Raw genomic sequence first — 20,558 nt, 5'->3', positions numbered from 1 at the left:
CGCCATGAGCAGCCACGCGCAGCCGGCGTCGGGTCAGAAGGCGCCGCTGTACCTGTTGTTTTCCCTGGGCGACGAACGCTATGCGCTGGCGGCGCGCGAGGTGGTGGCGGTGTTGCCGCGTGTGCCGGTGAAAAGCATTCCTGGTGCGCCCGCCTGGGTGGCTGGCCTGTTTGCCTTTCGCGGCGCGCTGGTGCCGGTGCTCGACCTCTGCCACCTGAGCCTCGGCACACCCGCCCCGGCGCGCACCAGCACGCGCACGGTGCTGGTCGATTACCGCACCGGCGATGGCCGTCAATGCCCGCTCGGGCTGGTGTTGGAGCAGGCCAGCGACACCCTGCGCTGCGACCCCGAGGCGTTTCGCGATTACGGTTTGCTCAACCCCGACTCGCCTTACCTGGGCCCGGTGCTGGAGACTCGCGACGGCCTGGTGCAGCGCATTCAGGTCGACCAATTACTGCCCGACGCGGTGCAGGCGCTGTTGTTTCCGCCGGCGGGCTTAAGCCTGGAAGCAAGCGCGCCATGAGCATCGACCCGCGCTTCGAGCAGTTGCTGAAAGAACGCATGGGCCTGGACGCCATCACAGTGGGCGAGTCGGTGGTTGAGCGTGCGGTGCGCCGCTGCATGGCGGCGGTGCCGGGGCGCAATGAAGAGGCGTTTTGGCAGGCCCTTAACCAGTCAGAAGCCGAATTGCAGGCGCTGATTGAAGCGGTGATCGTTCCCGAGACGTGGTTTTTTCGTTACCCCGAATCCTTCGCCACGCTGGCCCGTTTGGCCGCGCGCCGCGTGGCCGAGCTGGCCGGCGCCCGGCCGCTGCGCCTGTTGAGCCTGCCGTGCTCGACCGGCGAAGAGCCGTATTCCATCGCCATGTGTTTGCTCGACGCCAACCTGCCCGCCGCCTCGTTCACGGTGGATGCGTTGGATATCAGCCCGTTGTCCATCGAACGCGCAATTGAAGGGCGCTATGGGCGTAACTCGTTTCGCGGCGACACGCTGGGGTTTCGCAACCGCTACTTCACCGCCGAGGGCAACGGCTATGTGATCAACCCGCGGGTGCGCGAGCAGGTGCGTTTTCGCGCCGGCAACCTGCTGGAGCCGGGGCTGCTGGCTGGCGAGGCGCCGTACGACATGGTGTTTTGCCGCAACCTGCTGATTTATTTCGACGTGGCCACCCAGGAGCAGGTGCTCGCCGTGCTCAAGCGCCTGACGCGCGACGACGGCGTGCTGTTTATCGGCCCGGCTGAGGCCGGTTTGTTTACCCGCGAGGGCATGCAGTCGCTGGGCATCCCGTTGTCTTTCGCGTTTCATCGTCGGGCATTGCCGGCCGCTGACGCGCCGCGCCTAGCGGCGCCTGTGCCTGCGCCCCGTCGGCCGTCGCCAGCGGTGCCGCGTCCGGCGGCCGTGGTGCCAGTCAAGCCCGTTGCACACAAGGCCCCGGTGGCTGCGGCGAATGCTGCCGAGCAGTTGGCGCAGCTTGCAGCCCTTGCCAATCAGGGCCGCACGGCCGAGGCGCGGCGCCAGGGCGAGGCGTTTCTGGCCAGCCACGGGCCGAGTGCCGAGGTGTTTTATTGGCTGGGTTTGCTCTGCGAAGTCGAGCACGACGCGCCGGGCGCCCAGGGTTTTTACCGCAAAGCGTTGTACCTGGAACCACAGCACCCGGCCACCTTGGCGCAGTTGGCGGCGTTGCTCGCAGCCCAGGGCGATGCGGCCGGCGCGCAACGCTTGCAGGCGCGGGCGCAACGCGGAGCCGGCCGTCATGAGTAGCTGCAATGAATGAAATAACCCTGAGCCAGCACGGCAGCGAGCACGCCGTGGACGACTGCTGGAACCGCATTGGCATTCGCGGCGATAAAAGCTGCCCGAAACTGATCGAGCATGTGCACTGCCGCAACTGTGAAGTCTACGGTGCCGCCGCCACGCGCCTGCTCGATCGCTACAGTCTGAGCCAGGAACACGTAGCGCTGTACGACCACACCGACGACCTCAGCGAGCAAGTCACGCGCTCGATGATTGTCTTCCGGCTGGGCGAAGAGTGGCTGGCCCTGGCCACCCGTACGCTGGTGGAAGTGTCGCCGCTGGCGCCGATTCATTCGTTGCCCCATCAACGCTCGCGTGCGCTGTTGGGCGTGGCCAATGTGCGCGGCGCGCTGGTGCCGTGTGTGTCGCTGAGCGAACTGCTGGGGCTGGACGCCGCCACCGCCAAAGCGGCTGGCCGCGTGGTGCCGCGCTTGCTGATTCTGGCCGGGCAGGGCGGCAACGTGGTGGCGCCGGTGGATGAAGTGCTGGGCATTCACGCCTTCCCGCAGCAGCAGTTGGAGCAAGCCAGCGCCGGCCAGACTGGCGCCGGCGTGGCCGCAGCGAAGTTCACCCGTGGCGTCTTGCTGTGGCAGCAACGCAGCGTGCGCCTGCTCGACGAAGACCTTTTATTGCACGCCGTGATGCGGAGCCTGACATGACCCCGGATCAAATGCGCGATGCCTCCATGCTGGAGCTGTTCCAGCTCGAAGCCGAAGCTCAGGCCCAGGTGCTCAACGCCGGCTTGCTGGCGCTGGAGCGCAACCCCACGCAGGCCGAGCAATTGGAAGCCTGCATGCGCGCGGCACATTCGCTGAAAGGGGCGGCGCGCATTGTCGGCGTCGATGCCGGCGTGGGTATTGCCCATGTGATGGAAGACTGCCTGGTGAGCGCGCAAAACGGCCAACTGCGCCTGACGCCCGAGCACATTGATGCGCTGCTCAAAGGCACTGATTTGCTGCTGCGCGTAGCCAAACCGGACTCGGGCGTAACGCCGGACGAGGTGGCGCACTTCGTCGACCAGATGGACATCATGAGCCGTGGCGGTTTTATCGCCATGCAGGAAACCCGTCTGGCTGCGCCGCACCCGGCGGTTGTTGAAACCTCGGCGCCAGCGGCGCAAGTGCCGGCCCCGCCAGCGCCGCCTGAGCCCATCGTCGACGACGCGCCGGTGGCCGATGCCGGCGGCGAGCGCGTATTGCGCGTAACCGCCGAGCGCCTGAATCGGCTGCTGGATTTATCCAGCAAATCGCTGGTGGAGTCGCAGCGGCTCAAGCCGTTTCTCACTTCTATGCAGCGCATGAAGCGCCTGCAAACCAACGCCAGCCGCACCCTCAACGGCGTGCACGACGGGCTGAACGAGGCCGATACCGACCCCCAAACCCTGGCACTGCTGGCCGACGCCCGGCGCCTGGTGGACGAATGCCAGCAATTGCTCACCCAGCAAGCCAGCGACCTCGACGAATTCAGCTGGCAGTCCGAACAGCGCGCGCAACTGCTGTACGACACAGCGTTGGCCTGCCGCCTGCGGCCGTTCAACGACGTGCTGCGCGGCCAGGAACGGATGATTCGCGACCTCGGCCGCTCGCTCGGCAAGCAGGTGCGCCTGGACGTGAAGGGTAAGAAAACCCAGGTCGACCGTGAAGTGCTGGAAAAGCTCGAAGCGCCCTTGGTGCACCTGCTGCGCAACGCCGTCGACCATGGCATCGAAAGCCCCGAGGCGCGGGCGCTTGCCGGCAAGCCAAGCGAAGGGGTGATCAGCATTACCGCCAGCCACCAAGCGGGCTTGCTGGTCCTGGAACTGAGCGACGACGGCGCCGGTATTGATCTGGATCGCCTGCGCCGTGCCATCGCCCAACGTCAGCTGTCCACCGCCGACACCATCGCGCAGATGAGCGAAGACGAGCTGCTGAGCTTCCTGTTTTTGCCCGGCTTCAGCATGCGCGACACGGTGACCGAGGTGTCTGGCCGTGGCGTGGGGCTGGATGTGGTGCAGCACATGGTGCGCCAGCTGCGCGGCGCCATTGAGCTGCGCCAGGTGCCGGGGCAGGGCGCGACGTTCCACCTGGAAGTGCCGCTGACGCTGTCGGTGGTGCGCAGCCTGGTGGTGATGATTGGCGGCGAGGCCTATGCGTTTCCGCTGGCGCAGATCGACCGCATGCTGGAGCTGGCGCCGGCCGACATTGTGCAATTGGAAGGCCGTCAGCATTTTTGGCACGAAGGCCGGCATGTCGGCCTGGTGGCCGCGCATCAACTGTTGCAGCGCCCGGAAGGCGACGCGTCGGCCGGTGATATTCGCGTGGTGGTGATTCGGGAGCGCGATGCCGCGTACGGCGTGGCGGTGGAGCGTTTTGTCGGCGAACGCACGCTGGTGGTGCTGCCCATTGATGCGCGGCTGGGCAAGGTGCAAGACATCTCCGCCGGCGCCTTGCTCGACGACGGCACGCCGGTGCTGATTCTCGACGTGGAAGACATGCTGCGCTCGGTGGAAAAACTGCTCAGCACCGGGCGTTTGGAACGTATCGACCGGGGCGCGCGGCAAGCCGGTGCGGTGGCGCGCAAACGCATTCTGGTGGTCGACGATTCGCTCACCGTGCGCGAGCTGGAGCGCAAATTGCTGCTGCAACGCGGCTACGACGTGGCCGTGGCCGTGGATGGCATGGACGGTTGGAACGCCTTGCGCTCCGAGCATTTCGATTTACTGGTGAGCGACATCGACATGCCGCGTATGGACGGCATCGAGCTGGTCACCCTGATTCGCCGCGACAACCGTTTGCAATCGTTGCCGGTGATGGTGGTCTCGTACAAAGACCGTGAAGAAGACCGTCGCCGTGGCCTGGATGCCGGCGCCGATTACTACCTGGCCAAAGCCAGTTTCCATGACGAAGCGCTGCTGGATGCCGTCGTCGATTTGATTGGGGAGCCGTAGGTGAAGATAGGGATTGTCAACGACATGCCGCTGGCCGTGGAGGCCCTGCGCCGAGCACTGGCGCTGGAGCCGGCGCATCAGGTGATTTGGGTGGCGGGCGACGGCGCCGAAGCCGTGGCCAAATGCGCCGAGCAGCGTCCCGACGTGGTGCTGATGGATTTGATCATGCCGGTGATGGACGGCGTGGAAGCCACCCGGCAGATCATGGCCAACACGCCGTGCGCCGTGGTGGTGGTCACGGTGAATTCGCAGCAGAGCATGAACCGCGTGTTCGAAGCCATGGGCCACGGCGCGGTGGACGTGGTGGACACGCCGGCCCTGGGTGTCGGTGATTTACGCGAGGCCGCCGCGCCGCTGCTGCGCAAGATTCAGAACATCGGCTGGCTGTTGGGCGAACGCGAAAAGAAGCCTGCGGACAAAGCCCCGGCCGTGGCGCCGAACCGACAGCGCAAAGCGCTGCTGGCCATCGGCGCCTCGGCAGGCGGGCCGGCTGCGCTGGAAATTCTGCTGAAAGCGCTGCCGGCGGATTTTCCCGCCGCCGTGGTGCTGGTTCAGCATGTGGACGAAGTGTTTGCCGCCGGCATGGCGGATTGGCTGTGCAGCGCCGCCACTATGCCGGTGCGCCTGGCCGTGGCGGGGGAACAACCGCAGGTGGGCACGGTGTTGCTGGCGGGCACCAATAATCACCTGCGGCTGCTCAAGGACGGCACATTGAGCTACACGGTCGAGCCGAGCGAGCACATTTACCGGCCGTCCATAGATGTGTTTTTCGAAAGCGTCGCGCAGTATTGGCAAGGCGAGGCAATTGGTGTGCTGCTCACCGGCATGGGGCGCGACGGCGCCAATGGCCTGAAACTCCTGCGGGAGCGCGGGTTCCATACCATTGCGCAAGACCAACAAAGCTCGGCGGTGTACGGCATGCCCAAGGCGGCCGCCGCCATTGATGCGGCGGTGGAAATTTGTTCACTCGACGCCATCGCGCCGACGTTATGTCGGCTGTGGACATAGGCGTTACCCGGTTCTCGTGTAACAACAACAATGATTGATCGAGGGTAGTACCGAAGTGATTAACGACGAAAACGCCGTAATGGTGTTGCTGGTAGATGACCAAGCCATGATCGGCGAGGCCATCCGCCGTGCCCTGGCGAACGAGCCGAACATCGGCTTTCACTTCTGCTCGGACCCTCACCAGGCCGTGGCGCAGGCCATTCAGATAAAACCCACCGTCATCATCCAGGATCTGGTCATGCCAGGCGTGGATGGCCTGTCGCTGGTGCGCGCCTACCGCGCCAACCCGGTAACGGCCGACATCCCGATTATCGTGTTGTCGACTAAAGACGACGGCCTGGTGAAAAGCTCGGCCTTTGGCGCGGGCGCCAACGATTACCTGGTGAAGCTGCCCGACTCCATCGAGCTGATCGCCCGCATCCGCTACCACTCGCGCTCCTACCAAATGCAACTGCAACGCGACGACGCCCACCGCGCCCTGCGCGAAAGCCAGCAGCAACTGATGGAAACCAACCTGGTGCTGCAACGGCTGATGAACTCCGACGGCCTGACCGGCCTGTCGAACCGTCGCCACTTCGACGAATACCTGGAAATGGAATGGCGCCGCGCCATGCGCGAACAGAGCCAACTGTCGCTGCTGATGATCGACGTCGACTACTTCAAAGCCTTCAACGACGGCTTCGGTCACCTCAAAGGCGACGAAGCGCTGCACCAAGTCGCCGACGCCATTCGCGGCGGCTGCAGCAGGCCCTCCGACCTGCCGGCCCGTTACGGCGGCGAAGAGTTTGCCATGGTGCTGCCGAGTACATCGTCAGGTGGCGCGCGCTTGGTCGCCGAGAAAATTCGCCGCGCGGTGGAAGGGCTGAACATCGCCCATACCTCGCCCAAAGACGGCTCGGTGCTGACCGTGAGCATCGGCCTGGCCACCATGCTGCCGCAGCAGGGCGAAGAGCACCGGCTGCTGATACAAAGCGCGGATCGGGCGCTGTACCAGGCCAAGAATGCGGGGCGTAATCAGGTGGGGATGTTGTGATCGTCTTGAGGGCCAATCGAGGCTGAAGCCTCTCCCACAGTGGAACGAGAATTGAAGTGCGCCCCAAAAGTTGGACACCCATCCAACCTTTGGGGCTTCTTCCATGAGCAAGTACACAACGCAGTTCAAGCTGTCTGTTATCACCGCCTTTCTTGAGCGAGGCCGAGGCTTTCGCTTTATTGCTGAGCAATTCCAGCTAGATCCCACCCTGCTTCGGCGTTGGGTAGAAGCCTACCGGTTGCATGGCGATGCCAGCCTGCGGGCCCGGCCAGTCAGCTATAGCGCAGAGTTCAAGCTCGCTGTTCTTCAGCAGATGTGGCGTGAAAATCTTTCTTTTCGTTGCGTGGCCGCGGCTTTCAATTTGGGTAATTCAACCCAAGTGGGCATATGGCAGCAGCAGTATTACAGTGGCGGCTTTGAAGCCCTGGAGTCAGCCAGGAAAGGACCGCCCGCCGTTATGACACTACCTCCCGCCAAGCCCTCTGCACCTGAAACCACAAGCGATGAAGATCTTTCGCATGCTGAGTTGCTGCTCAAGCTACGCAAGCTCCAAGTGGAGAACGCCTGGCTAAAAAAGCTCAAGGAGCACAGGGAGGAGAAGAAAAGGCAGGAGAAAGCAGCAAAGAAAAAACGAAGTTGATCACCGAGCTGCGTGATCATTTCTCGCTCGAAGAACTGCTTGAAGTCGCGCAGTTGGCGCGCAGCACGTATTACTACCAGCTCAATCTGATGAACACCGGAGATCGGTTCGCGCCTCTGAAAGCCTCTATCCAGAGCGTTCAGGAGGAGCATATGGGGCGCTATGGCTATCGCCGAATGACCGCTGCGCTGCGTAATGCTGGCCAGATGGTTAACAGCAAAACGGTGCGGCGCCTCATGGGCGATCTAAATCTCAAATGCACGGTGCGACCGAAAAAGTACCGCTCGTATCGGGGCTTGGTCGGCAAGGCTTCGCCTAATGTTTTGGCCCGTCAGTTTGAAGCGGACCAGCCAAACCAGAAGTGGGTCACGGACGTAACCGAGTTCAAAGTGGCCGGCGAAAAGCTTTACCTGTCCCCGGTGCTGGACCTGTTCAACGGCGAAATCGTTGCCTATCAAACCGACACCCGACCACGTTACGCCTTGGTAGGCCGCATGCTGGAGCAAGCGCTTGAAGGTCTGCCCGAGACGGCAAAACCGCTGCTGCACTCAGATCAGGGCTGGCACTACCAATATCCTGACTACCGGGAGCGCTTGGAAAAAGCAGGCCTGAAGCAAAGCATGTCACGCAAAGGCAACTGCCTGGACAACGCCACAATGGAGAGCTTTTTTGGCACGCTTAAGTCGGAGTACTTCTACCGCGAGCGTTTCGATAACGTCGCTCAGCTGCAAGCCGGGCTGGACGAATACATCCGTTACTACAACCATGATCGGATCAAGATGAAGCTAGGCGGCCTCAGCCCTGTTGCTTACAGAGCAAAGGCCGTCATGGCTTAACCAGTACGTGTCCAACTTTTGGGGCGCACTTCAAATTCCTGTGGGAGAGGCTTCAGCCTCGATTCCTGGAAATCTCGGCTCCAGCAAAAGCAACATCCGCAAACACTCTCGTGTAGGGCTTTTCCCGCGTTTGGTTCTAGTCTGCCGGTCGGTTTATTCAATGACTGGAGGCGTTATGAACACCCGTGGCTTACTCGATCAGTTGCTCAAGTCCGGCCAGGATCTGCTGCAAAGCAAAACCGGCGGTGCCAAGCCCGGCAACGGTGGCGGTAAAGCGGGCGGGCTGCTGGACAGTACCAATCTCGGCAGTTTGCTCGGCGGTGCCGGTGGCGGCGCGCTGGCAGCCGGGGCCATGGGCCTGCTGCTGGGCAACAAGAGCGCGCGCAAGCTGGGCGGCAAAGCCCTGACCTACGGCGGCCTCGCCGCGCTGGGCGTGATCGCCTACAAGGCCTACGGCAACTGGCAGGCCAACCAGGCCAACGGTGCCGTTACCGAACCACAAACCCTCGACCGTCTGCCCGAGCCCCAAGCCGAGCTGCACAGCCAGGCCATTCTCAAAGCACTGGTGGCGGCAGCCAAAGCCGATGGCCATGTTGATGGCCGCGAGCGGCAGTTGATTGAAGGCGAATTCGTCAAGCTGACCAACGACCCCGAGCTGAAAACCTGGCTCGACCGCGAACTGAACAAACCGCTCGACCCAGCCGACGTCGCCCGCGTCGCCACTACGCCGGAAATGGCGGCGGAAATGTATGTGGCGAGCGTGTTGATGGTCGATGAAGAGCACTTTATGGAGCGCGCCTACCTCGACGAGTTGGCCAAGCAGTTGAAGCTTGAGCCGTCGTTGAAGCTGGAGTTGGAGAGTCAGGTGCGTCAGGCGGTTTGACAGCCAAGAGCCCCTCTCCCCAGCCCTCTCCCGCAAGCGGGCGAGGGGGCGGACCGAGTAGGGGCTGGCGGCCGTGGCGCGATTGAATTCCCCTCTCCCGCTCGCGGGAGAGGGGCGAGGGGAGAGGGCGGCGGCGAACCGCGATCTTCGCCCAATCCCCCCGATTTCCCGCTGCAACCCGCATATCTACTCGGGTATACTCGCCGGCTTTTCGAAAGTAACGCCTGCGAGTGCTGCCCACCATGGAAATCAACCCGATCCTTAACAGCATCAAGGACCTCTCCGAACGTTCCGAAACGATTCGGGGGTATCTTTGACTACGATCACAAGAGTGATCGTCTGACGGAAGTCAACCGCGAGCTGGAAGACCCGGCCGTGTGGAACAACCCTGAATATGCGCAGAACCTGGGCCGTGAACGCGCTCAGTTAGCGCAAATCGTCGAAACCCTCGACGAAATGAGCAGCGGCCTCAGCGACGCCCGCGACCTGCTACAAATGGCGGCAGAGGAAGAAGACCAAGGTGCCGTCGACGACGTGGCCGCCGAGGTCGAGCGTCTGCGCGAAGCGCTGGAGAAGCTCGAATTCCGCCGCATGTTCAGCGGTGAAATGGACGCCAACAACGCCTACCTCGATATCCAGGCCGGTTCCGGCGGCACCGAAGCCCAAGACTGGGCCAACATTTTGCTGCGCATGTACCTGCGCTGGGCCGACAAGCGCGGCTTCGACGCCACCATCATGGAATTGTCGGCCGGTGAAGTGGCGGGCATCAAAGGCGCCACCGTGCACATCAAAGGCGAATACGCGTTTGGTTGGTTGCGCACCGAGATTGGCGTCCACCGTCTCGTACGAAAAAGCCCATTCGACTCCGGTAACCGTCGCCATACCTCGTTTTCGGCGGTGTTTGTGTCGCCAGAAATTGACGACAACATCGAAATCGAGATCAACCCGGCAGACCTGCGAATTGACACCTATCGTTCATCCGGTGCCGGTGGTCAGCACGTAAACACCACCGACTCGGCCGTGCGTATTACCCACGTGCCGACCAACACCGTGGTCAGTTGCCAGAACGAGCGCTCGCAACACGCCAACAAAGACACCGCGATGAAGATGCTCCGCGCTCGTTTGTATGAGCAGGAAGTGCAGAAGCGCAACGCGGCGTCCCAGGCGCTGGAAGACACCAAGTCGGATATCGGCTGGGGTCACCAGATTCGCTCTTATGTGCTCGACGCCTCGCGCATCAAAGACCTGCGCACCAGCATCGAACGCAGCGACTGTGACAAAGTGCTGGACGGCGATCTGGACGAGTACCTGATCGCAAGCCTCAAACAAGGGCTTTAAAACCGCCGAGTAACTGAATCGGACGCAGTGTGGGAGCGCTGGCCAAACCGCACATAGCTGCTCAAGCGCCCCACACCTACGCGTACCGCACCCTGTATTGGATACCGAAAAAACATGAGCGACCACAAAGCCGAACCGCAACCCGACCTGCAAGCGCTGCAACAGGAAGAAAACTCCCTGATTGCCCTGCGCAAAGAAAAGCTCGCCGCCGCGCGCAGCAAGGGTCAGGCCTTCCCCAACGACTTCCGTCGCGACAACTACTGCAACGACCTGCAAAAGCAGTACGCCGACAAGACCAAGGAAGAACTGGAAGCAGCGGCTATTCCGGTGAAGGTTGCCGGTCGCATCATGCTCAACCGTGGCGCGTTCATGGTTATCCAGGACATGACCGGCCGCATTCAGGTGTACGTGAACCGTAAAACCCTGTCGGAAGAAACCCTGGCCGAGGTGAAAACCTGGGACCTTGGCGACATCATCGCCGCCGAAGGCACCCTGGCCCGTTCCGGCAAAGGTGACCTCTACGTGGAAATGACCCACGTGCGCCTGCTGACCAAGTCGCTGCGCCCGCTGCCGGACAAACACCACGGCCTGACCGACACCGAAACCCGCTATCGCCAGCGCTACGTTGACCTGATCGTTAACGAAGAAACGCGCCAGACCTTCCGCGTTCGTTCGCAAGTCATCGCTCACATCCGCAGCTTTTTGATGAAGCGCGACTTCCTCGAAGTGGAAACGCCGATGCTGCAGACCATTCCGGGCGGCGCCGCGGCCAAGCCGTTTGAAACCCATCACAACGCATTGGACATGGGCATGTACCTGCGCATTGCGCCGGAGCTGTACCTCAAGCGTCTGGTAGTGGGCGGCTTTGAGCGCGTGTTCGAGATCAACCGCAACTTCCGGAACGAAGGCGTTTCGACCCGGCACAACCCCGAGTTCACCATGCTCGAGTTCTACCAGGCCTACGCCGACTACGAAGACAACATGGACCTTACCGAGGAGCTGTTCCGCGAACTGGCGCAGCTGGTACTGGGCAGCACCGACGTGCCGTACCAGGGCAAGGTGTTCCACTTCGGCGAGCCGTTTGTGCGTTTGTCGGTGTTCGACTCGATCCTCAAGTACAACCCGGAACTCACTGCTGCCGATCTCACCGACATCGACAAAGCGCGTGAAATCGCCAAGAAGGCCGGCGCCAAGGTGCTGGGCTTCGAAGGTCTGGGCAAATTGCAGGTGATGATTTTTGAAGAGCTGGTCGAGCACAAACTCGAACAACCGCACTTCATTACCCAGTACCCGTTCGAAGTGTCGCCGCTGGCCCGTCGCAATGACCAGGACCCTAGCGTGACCGACCGCTTCGAGCTGTTTATTGGTGGCCGCGAAATCGCCAACGCCTATTCGGAGTTGAACGACGCCGAAGACCAGGCCGAGCGCTTCCAGGCGCAAGTGGCCGACAAGGACGCCGGCGACGACGAAGCCATGCATTACGACGCCGATTTCGTGCGCGCGCTGGAATACGGCATGCCGCCGACAGCGGGCGAGGGCATTGGTATCGACCGTTTGGTGATGTTGTTGACGGATGCGCCGTCTATTCGCGACGTGATCCTGTTCCCCCACATGCGCCCTCAGGCGTAAGCAATGCAGGCCGAGCGCACGCCCGTGCGTTCGGCCTGCTGCGGTAGCGGCTAGAAAGGTTTAGTGGGGAAGGGATTTATTCTGCCTAGGCGTGCTCCAAGGCGAGAGTTTCACCATTGCGAGCATTTCACCAATGCGAGAGGTAAGCCCAGTCGTGACCCAACCTTCCCGAGACAGTGCCGCCGACGTCGCCAGCGCCGTTGCCGAAAGCGTGCAATACCAAGGCCGCAAGGCCAGCCGCCAGGGCAGTGAACAACGCCGTCAAGCCATTCTCGATGCCGCCATGCGCATCATCGTGCGCGAAGGCGTACGGGCAGTCCGGCACCGCGCCGTGGCCGCCGAGGCCGACGTACCGTTGTCTGCCACCACCTACTACTTCAAAGACATCAACGATCTCATCACCGACACCTTCGCCTTGTTCGTAGAACGCAGCGCTGCCGACATGGCTGCGTTTTGGGAAGGGGCCGAAGGGCTGTTGCGCACGCGCGTGGAGAAGTTGCACGGCGGCCCCGAGTCGCGCCGTGAATTGGCGGACTACATCGCCGCCATGGCCGTGGACTACGTGCACCGCCAGGTAATGGACCGCCCCGCGCATCTGCTGGCCGAGCGCGCGTTTCAGCAGGAAGCCTTGCTCAACCCGCGCTTGCACGACCTGGTGCGCTCGCACCGGCAAATTCTGCAGCAGGGCGTGACGCACTTTTTTGAAGTGCTCGGTTCGCAGCACCCAACCGAAGACGCCAAGGTGCTTACCGGCATCGTCGAGCGCATGGAATACCAGGGTTTGATCGATGGCGCGGCAAACATGAACAACGCCGAGATGCTGGCGCTGCTCAAACGCTACATTTATTTGGTCCTCGGTTTGTAGACCTGCTGAATCCGGGTCCGCATCACTTGTCACATTTCTGCAGTAGGGTGCGCCGTTTTGTGATCAGGGAGTGGCAGTGGTAATGGCAATTGAAAGAAGGAGTGGGCTGCGGATGGAAAAATCGATAAACGTCTGGCGTGTGCTGATTGCAGCGTCGTTCCTGTTGCTCAGCGGCTGCCTGGTGACGTTTAAAGATCCCATTCCCGCGAACGAGCCGGCGCCCATGCCGCTGTTGGGCGAGTGGACACGCAAAAACGAGTTCGGCGACACCCTCTACCTGGACATCAGCCGCTCCGGCTCGAACGTCTACAAAGCCCGCACCTATATCAACAGCCCCGACAACGCCAAGAGCGTCGAGGAATACAGCTTCACCGTGTCGCACCACGGCAGTCGCTGGTACTTGTCGGCGGGCTTGCCGAAAACCTTGGGCGCCAACTTCGCCATTGGCGGCTTTGAGCTGACCAAAGACAACGAGCTGCTGCTCTATAACCTCGACATCGACCGGGTCAGTCAAGAGCTGCAAGTCGGTGGATTGCAGGGCGATGTGATAGAAACCCCGGAAGGCGACGGCGTGCTGATCACCAGCCCGCTGGAAAAAGTCTTTGCGTACCTCGACGATCAGGCCAACTCGGACGTGTTCGTCGAAGTGGCGCGCTACCAACGCACCGGCGAGTAATACGCTGCTTTTGTAGGAGCGGCTTCAGCCGCGATGCTCTTGATTCTGAGGCGAGGGACCGATGAACAGCCAAACCCCACTCGATAACTACCAATTGGTCATTCGCGCGCTCTCTGACCGGCTGGTAGAAGCGCAAACGCCGATCCGCGTGCTGGACGCCGTCAAGTGGGACGACAATGTGCGCCAGTCCTTCCTCAAGGGCAAAGGCAAGGAAATGCCGCAGGTAGGCCGCGACTACTACGCCGGCCGCCCGCTGGGTTTTGATTCGGGCGCCAAGAAGCTGGAATTCCAGAACATCGAGCGCGACATCACCCGCCAGCTTGGCCAGTTCAACCCGGTGGGCCAGATCATGCGGCGCATGTGCAAGGAATACCGCATGGTGATCCGCATGCTCGAAGCGCGCGGCACCCCGGATTTCGGCCTGATCTCGCAAGAACTCTACGGCTCCGCCTCCGACGCCTTTCACGCCGGCGACCCGACCCTGGCCGACCTCGGCCTGATGTTTTCCGATTACCTGAACAAAATCGACGACCGCGGCGACCTCAAAGACGAGCCGAAAACCCTCACCGCCAAAGACGCCGTGCAGTTGCTGCAAGGCCGGTTGAACACTGTGTTTGGTGAAGAGCAGAGCACCATTCGTGTCTTCGAGTCGGACGGCATTCTGGCGGATGCCGCTGCCGGTGCCGATTACATCAAGATCCGCGCCGACGCCATGTTCAACGAACGCGACGTGCGCGCCCTGGAAGTGCACGAAGGGCTGGTGCATGTGGGCACCACGCTGAACGGCTTGAACCAGCCGATCTGCACCTTCCTCGCCAAAGGCCCGCCTTCCTCGACGGTGACCCAGGAAGGCCTGGCCATTCTCATGGAAGTGATCGCGTTCGCCTCGTACCCGAGCCGCTTGCGCAAGCTGACCAACCGCACGCGCGCCATCCACATGGCCGAGGAGGGCGCTGACTTTCTCCAGGTGTTCGATTTCTTCCGCGCCCAAGGCTTCGACATGGAGCAGAGCTACGCCAACGCCAGCCGCAGCTTCCGGGGCTCGACGCCGGACGGGCTGCCGTTCACCAAAGATTTGTCGTACCTCAAGGGTTTTATCCTGATCTACAACTACATCCAGCTGGCCGTGCGCAAAGGCAAGCTCGAAGCCATTCCGCTGCTGTTCTGCGGCAAGGCCACGCTGGAAGACATGCGCACCTTGCGCCAGTTGGTCGACGAAGGCCTGGTGGTGCCGCCCAAATACCTGCCTCCGCAATTTCGCGACCTCAATGCGTTGTCGGCCTGGATGTGTTTCTCCAACTTTCTCAACCACCTGAGCCTGGACCGCATCGAGGCCGACTACGCCAATATTCTTTAGGCCGTTCAGTGCAACTACGGGGAGGCGATTGATGCGGCGATTACTGGTGCTCGGCCTGTTGCTGACCAGCCTGTGCGGATGCAGCAACCTGCTGTTCTTTCCGCAAAAAGGTCTGCCGTTTACCCCTGCGGTGGCCAAGCTCGACTACCGCGACCTCACCCTCACCGCCGCAGACGGCACGCGCCTGCATGCCTGGTGGCTGCCGGTGAAGCCGGGCGTGGCGCTTAAAGGCACGGTGCTGCACCTGCACGGCAATGGCGGCAACGTGGCCACTCATTTGGGCGGCAGCTACTGGTTGCCGGAGCAGGGCTACAACGTGCTGCTGCTCGATTACCGGGGCTACGGCAACTCCGAAGGCAAGCCGGATCTTCCCAGCGTTTACCAAGACGTCGACGCCGCCTTCGCCTGGCTGAACGCCGCCCCCGAAACCCAACGCCAGCCGCTGTACGTACTCGGGCAAAGCCTCGGCGGCGCCCTGGCGGTGCACTACCTCAGCGAACACCCGGAGCAGGCCAAACGCCTGAGCGCCCTGGTGCTGGATGGCGTGCCAGCCAGCTACCGCGACATTGCTCAACTGACCCTGAGTAACTCGTGGCTGACCTGGCCGCTGCAGGTGCCGCTGTCGTGGCTGGTGCCCGACGGCGACAGCGCGCTCGCCGCCATTGGCAATTTGCCGCAGCTGCCCCTGTTGATCTACCAGAGCATCGACGATACGGTCGTGCCCCTTTCCAATGGCGTGAGCTTGTATCAAGCTGCGCGCCCGCCACGGGTGTTCCAGCCCACTCGCGGCGGCCATGTGCAAACCTTCGCCGACCCCGTGTGGCGCCAAGTGATGCTCATGTTCCTGAGCGACCCCACCGGTTTTACCGGCCTGCGGCGCCTGGCTGAAGTGCCTAACACCCCGACTTCCGATTCAAAAGCAGAGACAGTGCAATGAGCGAACAACGCGATGCAATTCCCCTGATCATCACCGGCGTGTGCAGCATCATCGGCACCGTTGCCGCGCTCTGGTACTACGGCTACCTGCACATTGCCAAACCCGAAGACGCCCTGCTCCTGTCGGAATTCACCATGCTCAAGACTGTGCCGGGCGAGGACTACAAAGTCTCCCTGGAACCGGCGGCGCAGGTGGCGCAGTGCGTGGATGGGGTGGTGGTGTTATTTGATACCGAACAGAAGGGTTTGACTGGCGTGTTGGTGGATAACCGTAAGAAGGCCGTGCGGTGTATTGGGCAGGAGACGCCGCAGAAGGTTGAGTAAAGGCATTAAAAGCCCCTCTCCCCAACCCTCTCCCGCAAGCGGGAGAGGGGGCCAAAGCCTCTATGCAAACCGCGATTAGTTCCCCTCGCCCGCTTGCGGGAGAGGGGCTAGGGGAGAGGGCCAGCCCTCACACCGTTCCCGCACGCAACAACCGCAACCCGTTAAACACCACCAGCAAACTCGCGCCCATATCCGCAAACACCGCCATCCACAGACTGCCCATCCCCGCCAACGTCAGGCCGAGAAACACCACCTTTATCCCCAACGCCAACCCAATGTTCTGCATTAGCACCGCATGGGTGCGGCGTGACAGGCGGATGAACACGGGCAGCTTGCGCAAGTCGTCGTCCATCAGCGCCACGCCAGCGGTTTCGATGGCGGTGTCGGTGCCCGCTGCGCCCATGGCGAAGCCGATGTCGGCGCGGGCCAGGGCCGGTGCGTCGTTGATGCCGTCGCCGACCATGCCCACGCGCTGACCGCTCTCTTGGCGTTGGCGGATATGCGCCAATTTCTCTTCCGGCAACAGGTTGCCTTGCGCCTCATCGATACCCACTTGCGCGGCAATGGCAGCAGCCGTATGGGGGTTGTCGCCGGTGAGCATCAGGGTTTTAACGCCCAGCTTGTGCAACTCGCTAACGGCTTCGCGACTGGTTTCGCGCACCGCATCGGCCACCGCAAACAGCGCCAGCGGACCGTTGCTGTCGAGCAGCACAATGGCGGTTTTGCCTTGGCGCTCCAGGGTGTCGAGCTGGGCTTCCAGTTCGGTTGAGCACAGGCCCAGCTCTTCCACCAAACGGTGGTTGCCCAGGTGATACAGCGTGCCCTCGACCGTTGCTTTCACGCCGCGACCGGGCAGGGCGACCACGTCCTGAACCGCGAGCAATTCAACCTGCTCAGCCTCAGCCGCGCGAGCCACTGCTTGCGACACCGGGTGGTCCGACCGCGCGGCCAGGCTGGCGGCAATCGCCCGGGCGTGAGGTTGATCGCCCAACAGCACCACATCGGTTTGCTGCGGACGACCGTGGGTCAGCGTGCCGGTTTTATCCAGCGCCACCCAGGCCAGTTGCCGGCCCATTTCCAGGAATACGCCGCCCTTGACCAGAATGCCCGAGCGCGCCGCTGCGGCCAGACCGCTGACCAGCGTCACCGGCGTGGAAATCACCAGCGCACAGGGGCAGGCGATTACCAGCAGCACCAGCGCTTTGTAGATCCAGTCGAGCCAGCCGCCGCCCAGCACCAGCGGCGGCACCACGGCGGTGAGCAGGGCAATGGCGAACACGGTGGGCGTGTAGATGCGCGAGAAACGATCGACGAAGCGCTGCGTCGGCGCCTTCGAGCTTTGCGCTTCCTCAACGGCGTGAATGATGCGCGCCAGGGTGCTGTCGTCGGCGGCGCGGGTGGTGCGGTATTCCAGCTCGCCTTCACCGTTAATGCTGCCGGCGAACAGTACGTCGTCCGGTGCTTTCTCCACGGGCATGCTTTCACCGGTGATCGGCGCCTGGTTGACGCTGGAACGTCCGGCCAGCACCTCACCGTCCAAGGCAATGCGTTCGCCTGGGCGCACGCGCACCTGGCTGCCCAGCTCGACCTCAGCGACTGGCACCTCTCGCCATTGGCCGTCGACCTTCACGGTGGCCTGCGCTGGGGTTAAGTCGAGCAGCCCACGGATCGCGCGGCGCGCGCGGTCGAGCGACTTGGCCTCGATCAGCTCGGCAATGGCAAACAACACGCTGACCATCGCCGCTTCTGGCCACTGGCCGATCAGCAACGCGCCGGTGACAGCGATGCTCATCAGGGCGTTGATATTGAGGTTGCGGTTTTTCAGGGCGATCAGGCCCTTGCGGTAGGTCGGCAACCCAGCGCCGGCAATGGCGGCCAGGGCGAAGGCGGCGATTAGCCAGCTGGGGCCGGCGCCGGTCCACTCCAGCACCTCCGACACCAACGCCGCCACGCCGGCTGCCGCCAGGGGCCACCAGGGTTTCTGTGCGGCAGCGGGTGCAGGCGTGGCGCTGTCCACCGGCTCGCCGGTCATGCCGAGGCTGGCGATGATTTGCTGCAGCGGTTGCAACTCGGCAAAGCGGTGCTGCACGCGCAGCACGCGCTGCATCAGATTGAATTCCAGCGCCTCTACTTCTTTAACTTTGCCCAGCGCATCGCGAAGCAGGCGTTCTTCGGTGGGGCAATCCATCGCGTCGATGCGCAGGCTGCTCCAGCGCAATTCACCGGTCGCGCCGCTGACCGGCACGGCCGGCGTCGGCGCCGGCTCGTGATGATGGTCGCAACAGTGGTGGTGATCGTGGCTCATGGTCCGCTCCGTTGGCGCGTCTCGAGTTGACGCTATGGAAGCGATTGCACACCCTGTAGCTACTACAGAGTCAACAGGCGAGAAGGCACACGATGAAAATTGGCGAACTGGCACGACTGACCGACTGCCCCGTGGAGACCATCCGCTACTACGAACGCGAAGGCCTGCTGCCTGAACCGGCGCGCTCGGAAGGCAACTACCGGCAGTACACGCAAGTGCACGTCGAGCGCCTGGCATTTATTCGTCACTGCCGCTCGCTGGACATGACCCAGCAGGAAATCCGTGAACTGCTGGCGTTGCGCGACGCGCCCGAAGCGGATTGCGCGGCGGCCAATCGCTTGATCGACGAACACATTCACCACGTTGAAGTACGGATTAACGAACTGCGCGCTTTGCAGGACCAGCTACGGGATTTGCGCGCGCATTGTCAGGTGGCGGGCAATAGCGAGGCGTGCGGCATTCTGCGTGAGCTGGAACAGCCGGCGCCGCCTGCGGTGGCGAGCGAGGCGTGTATTGAGGCGGGGCATCTGCATGTGCCGGGGGTGCACAAGCGGCATTGAGCGGTTTGCCCAAGAGCATCGCGGCTAATCGGAATGCCGCCCTGTCGCTCCCACAGGACGGTGAAATCTGTGGGAGCGGCTTCAGCCGCGATGCTCTTTGATCTGCAAAAAAAACGCCCGCATCTGCGGGCGTTTTCATATCGCGAGCTACCTTACAAAACCCGCGGCGCCACCGGAGCATTGCCATCGGCAATGGTCACTTCAACGCGACGGTTCAGCGTGCGCGAATCCGGGGTGGCGTTGCTGGCTACCGGGTAATCCTTGCCGAAGCCGTGGGTGGTAATGCGAGTCGGCGACACGCCCATGGCCACCAGTGCGCTGCGCACCGAGTCGGCACGCGCTTGCGACAGGCGCAGGTTGTGGTCGGTGGTGCCGGTGTTGTCAGTGAAACCTTCCACTACAACCTGGCTGTTGGGGTTCTGCTGCAAATAAGTGCCCAGTTGCTGCACGTTGCGCAGACCGTTCGGGGTCAGCTCGGCGCGGTCGATCTGGAACAGTACGTCGCCCAGGGTGACCACGGTGCCGCGAGGGGTCTGCTTGGATTGCAGCTGTTGCAGCAGGGTGTCGACTTGTTTGTTACGCGCATCCAGCTGTGCCTGAGTGCGCTGGGCCGGGGCGTTGGCCAGTTGTTGCTCGGCTTGCTTTTGCAGCAGGGTTTGGCGCGCGACTTCTACACGCTGGTTGCTGATGTAAGCGAGCTGATCGACCTGAGCTTGCGGCTTGCCATCGGCGTAGGCGATGTCGGCGCGGGCCAGCATGTCGGCGGCTTCTTTAGTTTCCAGCGCGGCGAGGGTTTGCGCTTGCGGCTGGGCGGTCAGGGCCGAGTAGTTGCTGTGCGCTTGGTCCAGGTTCGGGTTGGGCTTGGAGGCGCAGGCCACCAATGCCAGGCTCAGAACCGACAGGGCAGAAACAGAAATCAACTTGTTCATAGGGGATTGTCCTTATCTAAGCGAGGGCGCGATCTATGCGAGAGGCTGAGCCGTTACTGCACGATGATCGGCGTACGGGCGCCTTCTTCACGGATTTGCTGAACGCCTTGTTGCGAGTCCTGCAGCATTTTCTGCGCTTTGGTCGCCAGGGCAGTGCGTTCGGCTACGCGGGCGTCCCACTCGGCTTGCTCAGCCAGTACGCGGGCTTGCTCGTATTCGTCTTCGCGCAGCAGTTGCTCAGCTTGGGTGAGCTTGTCTTGTGCGGCTTTCATTTGAACCGGTGCGTACTCGGCGCCGCCGGCTGCGGCCGCACTTTTCACCACGGTATTGGTGACGGCGAACTGCTCGGTCGGTGGGTTGCCGGCACAGCCGGTCAACAGCAGGCTGCCGCCCAGAGCGAGGGCCGCCAGCAGAGTAGATTTCGAGGTGACAGCAGGATTTGTCTTCATGATATTCCGCTCCATTGGTATTTCTCCACAGATGTCTTCACTCAAGACAACTTGCCTTCCAGATGCACGC

19 protein-coding genes are annotated in these 20,558 nt (G+C 62.4%); 16 read left to right on the top strand and 3 right to left on the bottom strand.

What is annotated here, in order from left to right:
* Positions 1-4 precede the first annotated feature (4 nt).
* From ACZZ0Q_RS18100 to ACZZ0Q_RS18030, 15 genes are all read left to right on the top strand, one after another.
* On the top strand, positions 5-523 hold the full coding sequence (locus ACZZ0Q_RS18100) for a chemotaxis protein CheW (RefSeq protein WP_463541321.1): 519 nt from the start codon (positions 5-7) through the stop codon (positions 521-523).
* Positions 520-1,761, top strand: coding sequence for a CheR family methyltransferase (locus ACZZ0Q_RS18095; protein ID WP_463541322.1), 1,242 nt, complete (start codon positions 520-522; stop codon positions 1,759-1,761). Before ACZZ0Q_RS18100 ends, ACZZ0Q_RS18095 begins: the two co-directional genes overlap by 4 nt.
* A 5-nt stretch (positions 1,762-1,766) precedes the next feature.
* Complete coding sequence (locus tag ACZZ0Q_RS18090) at positions 1,767-2,453, top strand: chemotaxis protein CheW (protein WP_463541323.1); 687 nt, start codon at positions 1,767-1,769, stop codon at positions 2,451-2,453.
* Positions 2,450-4,720, top strand: a complete 2,271-nt coding sequence (locus tag ACZZ0Q_RS18085) for a response regulator (RefSeq protein ID WP_463541324.1) — start codon at positions 2,450-2,452, stop codon at positions 4,718-4,720. Before ACZZ0Q_RS18090 ends, ACZZ0Q_RS18085 begins: the two co-directional genes overlap by 4 nt.
* Positions 4,721-5,728: a chemotaxis-specific protein-glutamate methyltransferase CheB gene (cheB, locus tag ACZZ0Q_RS18080; protein ID WP_463541325.1), complete on the top strand. Its 1,008-nt coding sequence runs from the start codon at positions 4,721-4,723 to the stop codon at positions 5,726-5,728.
* Between the two features lie 79 nt (positions 5,729-5,807).
* The gene (locus tag ACZZ0Q_RS18075) at positions 5,808-6,761 is read left to right on the top strand and encodes a diguanylate cyclase domain-containing protein (RefSeq protein WP_463542297.1); all 954 of its coding nucleotides are present in this window, start codon (positions 5,808-5,810) and stop codon (positions 6,759-6,761) included.
* 103 nt (positions 6,762-6,864) lie between these two features.
* Positions 6,865-8,237, top strand: a protein-coding gene (locus ACZZ0Q_RS18070) for an IS3 family transposase (RefSeq protein ID WP_463539766.1) whose coding sequence is annotated in 2 segments (ribosomal slippage) — positions 6,865-7,344 and positions 7,347-8,237 — 1,371 coding nt in all. Because the reading frame shifts where the segments join, the coding sequence is not laid out codon by codon here.
* 175 nt (positions 8,238-8,412) lie between these two features.
* Positions 8,413-9,120: a tellurite resistance TerB family protein gene (locus ACZZ0Q_RS18065; protein ID WP_463541326.1), complete on the top strand. Its 708-nt coding sequence runs from the start codon at positions 8,413-8,415 to the stop codon at positions 9,118-9,120.
* A 242-nt stretch (positions 9,121-9,362) separates the two neighbouring features.
* Positions 9,363-10,458, top strand: a protein-coding gene (gene prfB, locus ACZZ0Q_RS18060) for a peptide chain release factor 2 (protein WP_122451979.1) whose coding sequence is annotated in 2 segments (ribosomal slippage) — positions 9,363-9,434 and positions 9,436-10,458 — 1,095 coding nt in all. Because the reading frame shifts where the segments join, the coding sequence is not laid out codon by codon here.
* A 114-nt stretch (positions 10,459-10,572) separates the two neighbouring features.
* Entirely contained in the window at positions 10,573-12,087 is a 1,515-nt protein-coding gene (gene lysS / locus ACZZ0Q_RS18055) for a lysine--tRNA ligase (RefSeq protein ID WP_463541328.1), read from the top strand.
* Positions 12,088-12,220: 133 nt separating this feature from the next.
* Positions 12,221-12,952 carry a TetR/AcrR family transcriptional regulator gene (locus tag ACZZ0Q_RS18050; RefSeq protein WP_463541329.1) on the top strand — a complete coding sequence of 244 codons (732 nt, stop codon included), beginning with the start codon at positions 12,221-12,223 and terminating at the stop codon, positions 12,950-12,952.
* A 124-nt stretch (positions 12,953-13,076) separates the two neighbouring features.
* On the top strand, positions 13,077-13,628 hold the full coding sequence (locus ACZZ0Q_RS18045) for a hypothetical protein (protein ID WP_463542298.1): 552 nt from the start codon (positions 13,077-13,079) through the stop codon (positions 13,626-13,628).
* Positions 13,629-13,689: 61 nt separating this feature from the next.
* Complete coding sequence (locus ACZZ0Q_RS18040) at positions 13,690-14,985, top strand: flavohemoglobin expression-modulating QEGLA motif protein (RefSeq protein WP_463541330.1); 1,296 nt, start codon at positions 13,690-13,692, stop codon at positions 14,983-14,985.
* A gap of 31 nt (positions 14,986-15,016) precedes the next feature.
* Entirely contained in the window at positions 15,017-15,922 is a 906-nt protein-coding gene (locus ACZZ0Q_RS18035) for an alpha/beta hydrolase (RefSeq protein ID WP_463541331.1), read from the top strand.
* On the top strand, positions 15,919-16,245 hold the full coding sequence (locus ACZZ0Q_RS18030; protein WP_122451974.1) for a hypothetical protein: 327 nt from the start codon (positions 15,919-15,921) through the stop codon (positions 16,243-16,245). Before ACZZ0Q_RS18035 ends, ACZZ0Q_RS18030 begins: the two co-directional genes overlap by 4 nt.
* A gap of 127 nt (positions 16,246-16,372) precedes the next feature.
* Here the strand turns inward: ACZZ0Q_RS18030 and ACZZ0Q_RS18025 are convergent, their stop codons facing one another.
* On the bottom strand, positions 16,373-18,550 hold the full coding sequence (locus ACZZ0Q_RS18025; protein WP_463541332.1) for a heavy metal translocating P-type ATPase: 2,178 nt from the start codon (positions 18,548-18,550) through the stop codon (positions 16,373-16,375).
* A gap of 92 nt (positions 18,551-18,642) precedes the next feature.
* Between ACZZ0Q_RS18025 and cadR the strand changes: the two genes are divergently transcribed.
* Positions 18,643-19,110: a Cd(II)/Pb(II)-responsive transcriptional regulator gene (cadR, locus tag ACZZ0Q_RS18020; protein ID WP_463541333.1), complete on the top strand. Its 468-nt coding sequence runs from the start codon at positions 18,643-18,645 to the stop codon at positions 19,108-19,110.
* Between the two features lie 152 nt (positions 19,111-19,262).
* On the opposite strand, the gene ACZZ0Q_RS18015 is transcribed toward cadR, so the two are convergent.
* Positions 19,263-20,039 (bottom strand): OmpA family protein, encoded by a 777-nt coding sequence (locus ACZZ0Q_RS18015; RefSeq protein WP_122492726.1) that lies wholly within the window; start codon positions 20,037-20,039, stop codon positions 19,263-19,265.
* A 53-nt stretch (positions 20,040-20,092) separates the two neighbouring features.
* The gene (locus ACZZ0Q_RS18010) at positions 20,093-20,503 is read right to left on the bottom strand and encodes a DUF4398 domain-containing protein (RefSeq protein WP_122492725.1); all 411 of its coding nucleotides are present in this window, start codon (positions 20,501-20,503) and stop codon (positions 20,093-20,095) included.
* Between the last annotated feature and the right edge of the window lie 55 nt (positions 20,504-20,558).

This window comes from Pseudomonas sp. AC070, from assembly GCF_979258635.1.
The sequence above is the reverse complement of the archived record's forward strand: the minus strand, read 5'-3'. Positions and strand labels throughout refer to the sequence as shown.

Excerpts from the sequence above, each read along its gene's own strand:
- ACZZ0Q_RS18100 (WP_463541321.1), top strand. The coding sequence starts at position 5 with ATGAGCAGCCACGCGCAGCCGGCGTCGGGTCAGAAGGCGCCGCTGTAC.
- ACZZ0Q_RS18095 (WP_463541322.1), top strand. The coding sequence starts at position 520 with ATGAGCATCGACCCGCGCTTCGAGCAGTTGCTGAAAGAACGCATGGGC.
- ACZZ0Q_RS18090 (WP_463541323.1), top strand. The coding sequence starts at position 1,767 with ATGAATGAAATAACCCTGAGCCAGCACGGCAGCGAGCACGCCGTGGAC.
- ACZZ0Q_RS18085 (WP_463541324.1), top strand. The coding sequence starts at position 2,450 with ATGACCCCGGATCAAATGCGCGATGCCTCCATGCTGGAGCTGTTCCAG.
- ACZZ0Q_RS18075 (WP_463542297.1), top strand. The coding sequence starts at position 5,808 with ATGGTGTTGCTGGTAGATGACCAAGCCATGATCGGCGAGGCCATCCGC.
- ACZZ0Q_RS18065 (WP_463541326.1), top strand. The coding sequence starts at position 8,413 with ATGAACACCCGTGGCTTACTCGATCAGTTGCTCAAGTCCGGCCAGGAT.
- lysS (WP_463541328.1), top strand. The coding sequence starts at position 10,573 with ATGAGCGACCACAAAGCCGAACCGCAACCCGACCTGCAAGCGCTGCAA.
- ACZZ0Q_RS18050 (WP_463541329.1), top strand. The coding sequence starts at position 12,221 with ATGCGAGAGGTAAGCCCAGTCGTGACCCAACCTTCCCGAGACAGTGCC.
- ACZZ0Q_RS18040 (WP_463541330.1), top strand. The coding sequence starts at position 13,690 with ATGAACAGCCAAACCCCACTCGATAACTACCAATTGGTCATTCGCGCG.
- ACZZ0Q_RS18035 (WP_463541331.1), top strand. The coding sequence starts at position 15,017 with ATGCGGCGATTACTGGTGCTCGGCCTGTTGCTGACCAGCCTGTGCGGA.
- ACZZ0Q_RS18030 (WP_122451974.1), top strand. The coding sequence starts at position 15,919 with ATGAGCGAACAACGCGATGCAATTCCCCTGATCATCACCGGCGTGTGC.
- ACZZ0Q_RS18025 (WP_463541332.1), bottom strand. The coding sequence starts at position 18,550 with ATGAGCCACGATCACCACCACTGTTGCGACCATCATCACGAGCCGGCG.
- cadR (WP_463541333.1), top strand. The coding sequence starts at position 18,643 with ATGAAAATTGGCGAACTGGCACGACTGACCGACTGCCCCGTGGAGACC.
- ACZZ0Q_RS18015 (WP_122492726.1), bottom strand. The coding sequence starts at position 20,039 with ATGAACAAGTTGATTTCTGTTTCTGCCCTGTCGGTTCTGAGCCTGGCA.
- ACZZ0Q_RS18010 (WP_122492725.1), bottom strand. The coding sequence starts at position 20,503 with ATGGAGCGGAATATCATGAAGACAAATCCTGCTGTCACCTCGAAATCT.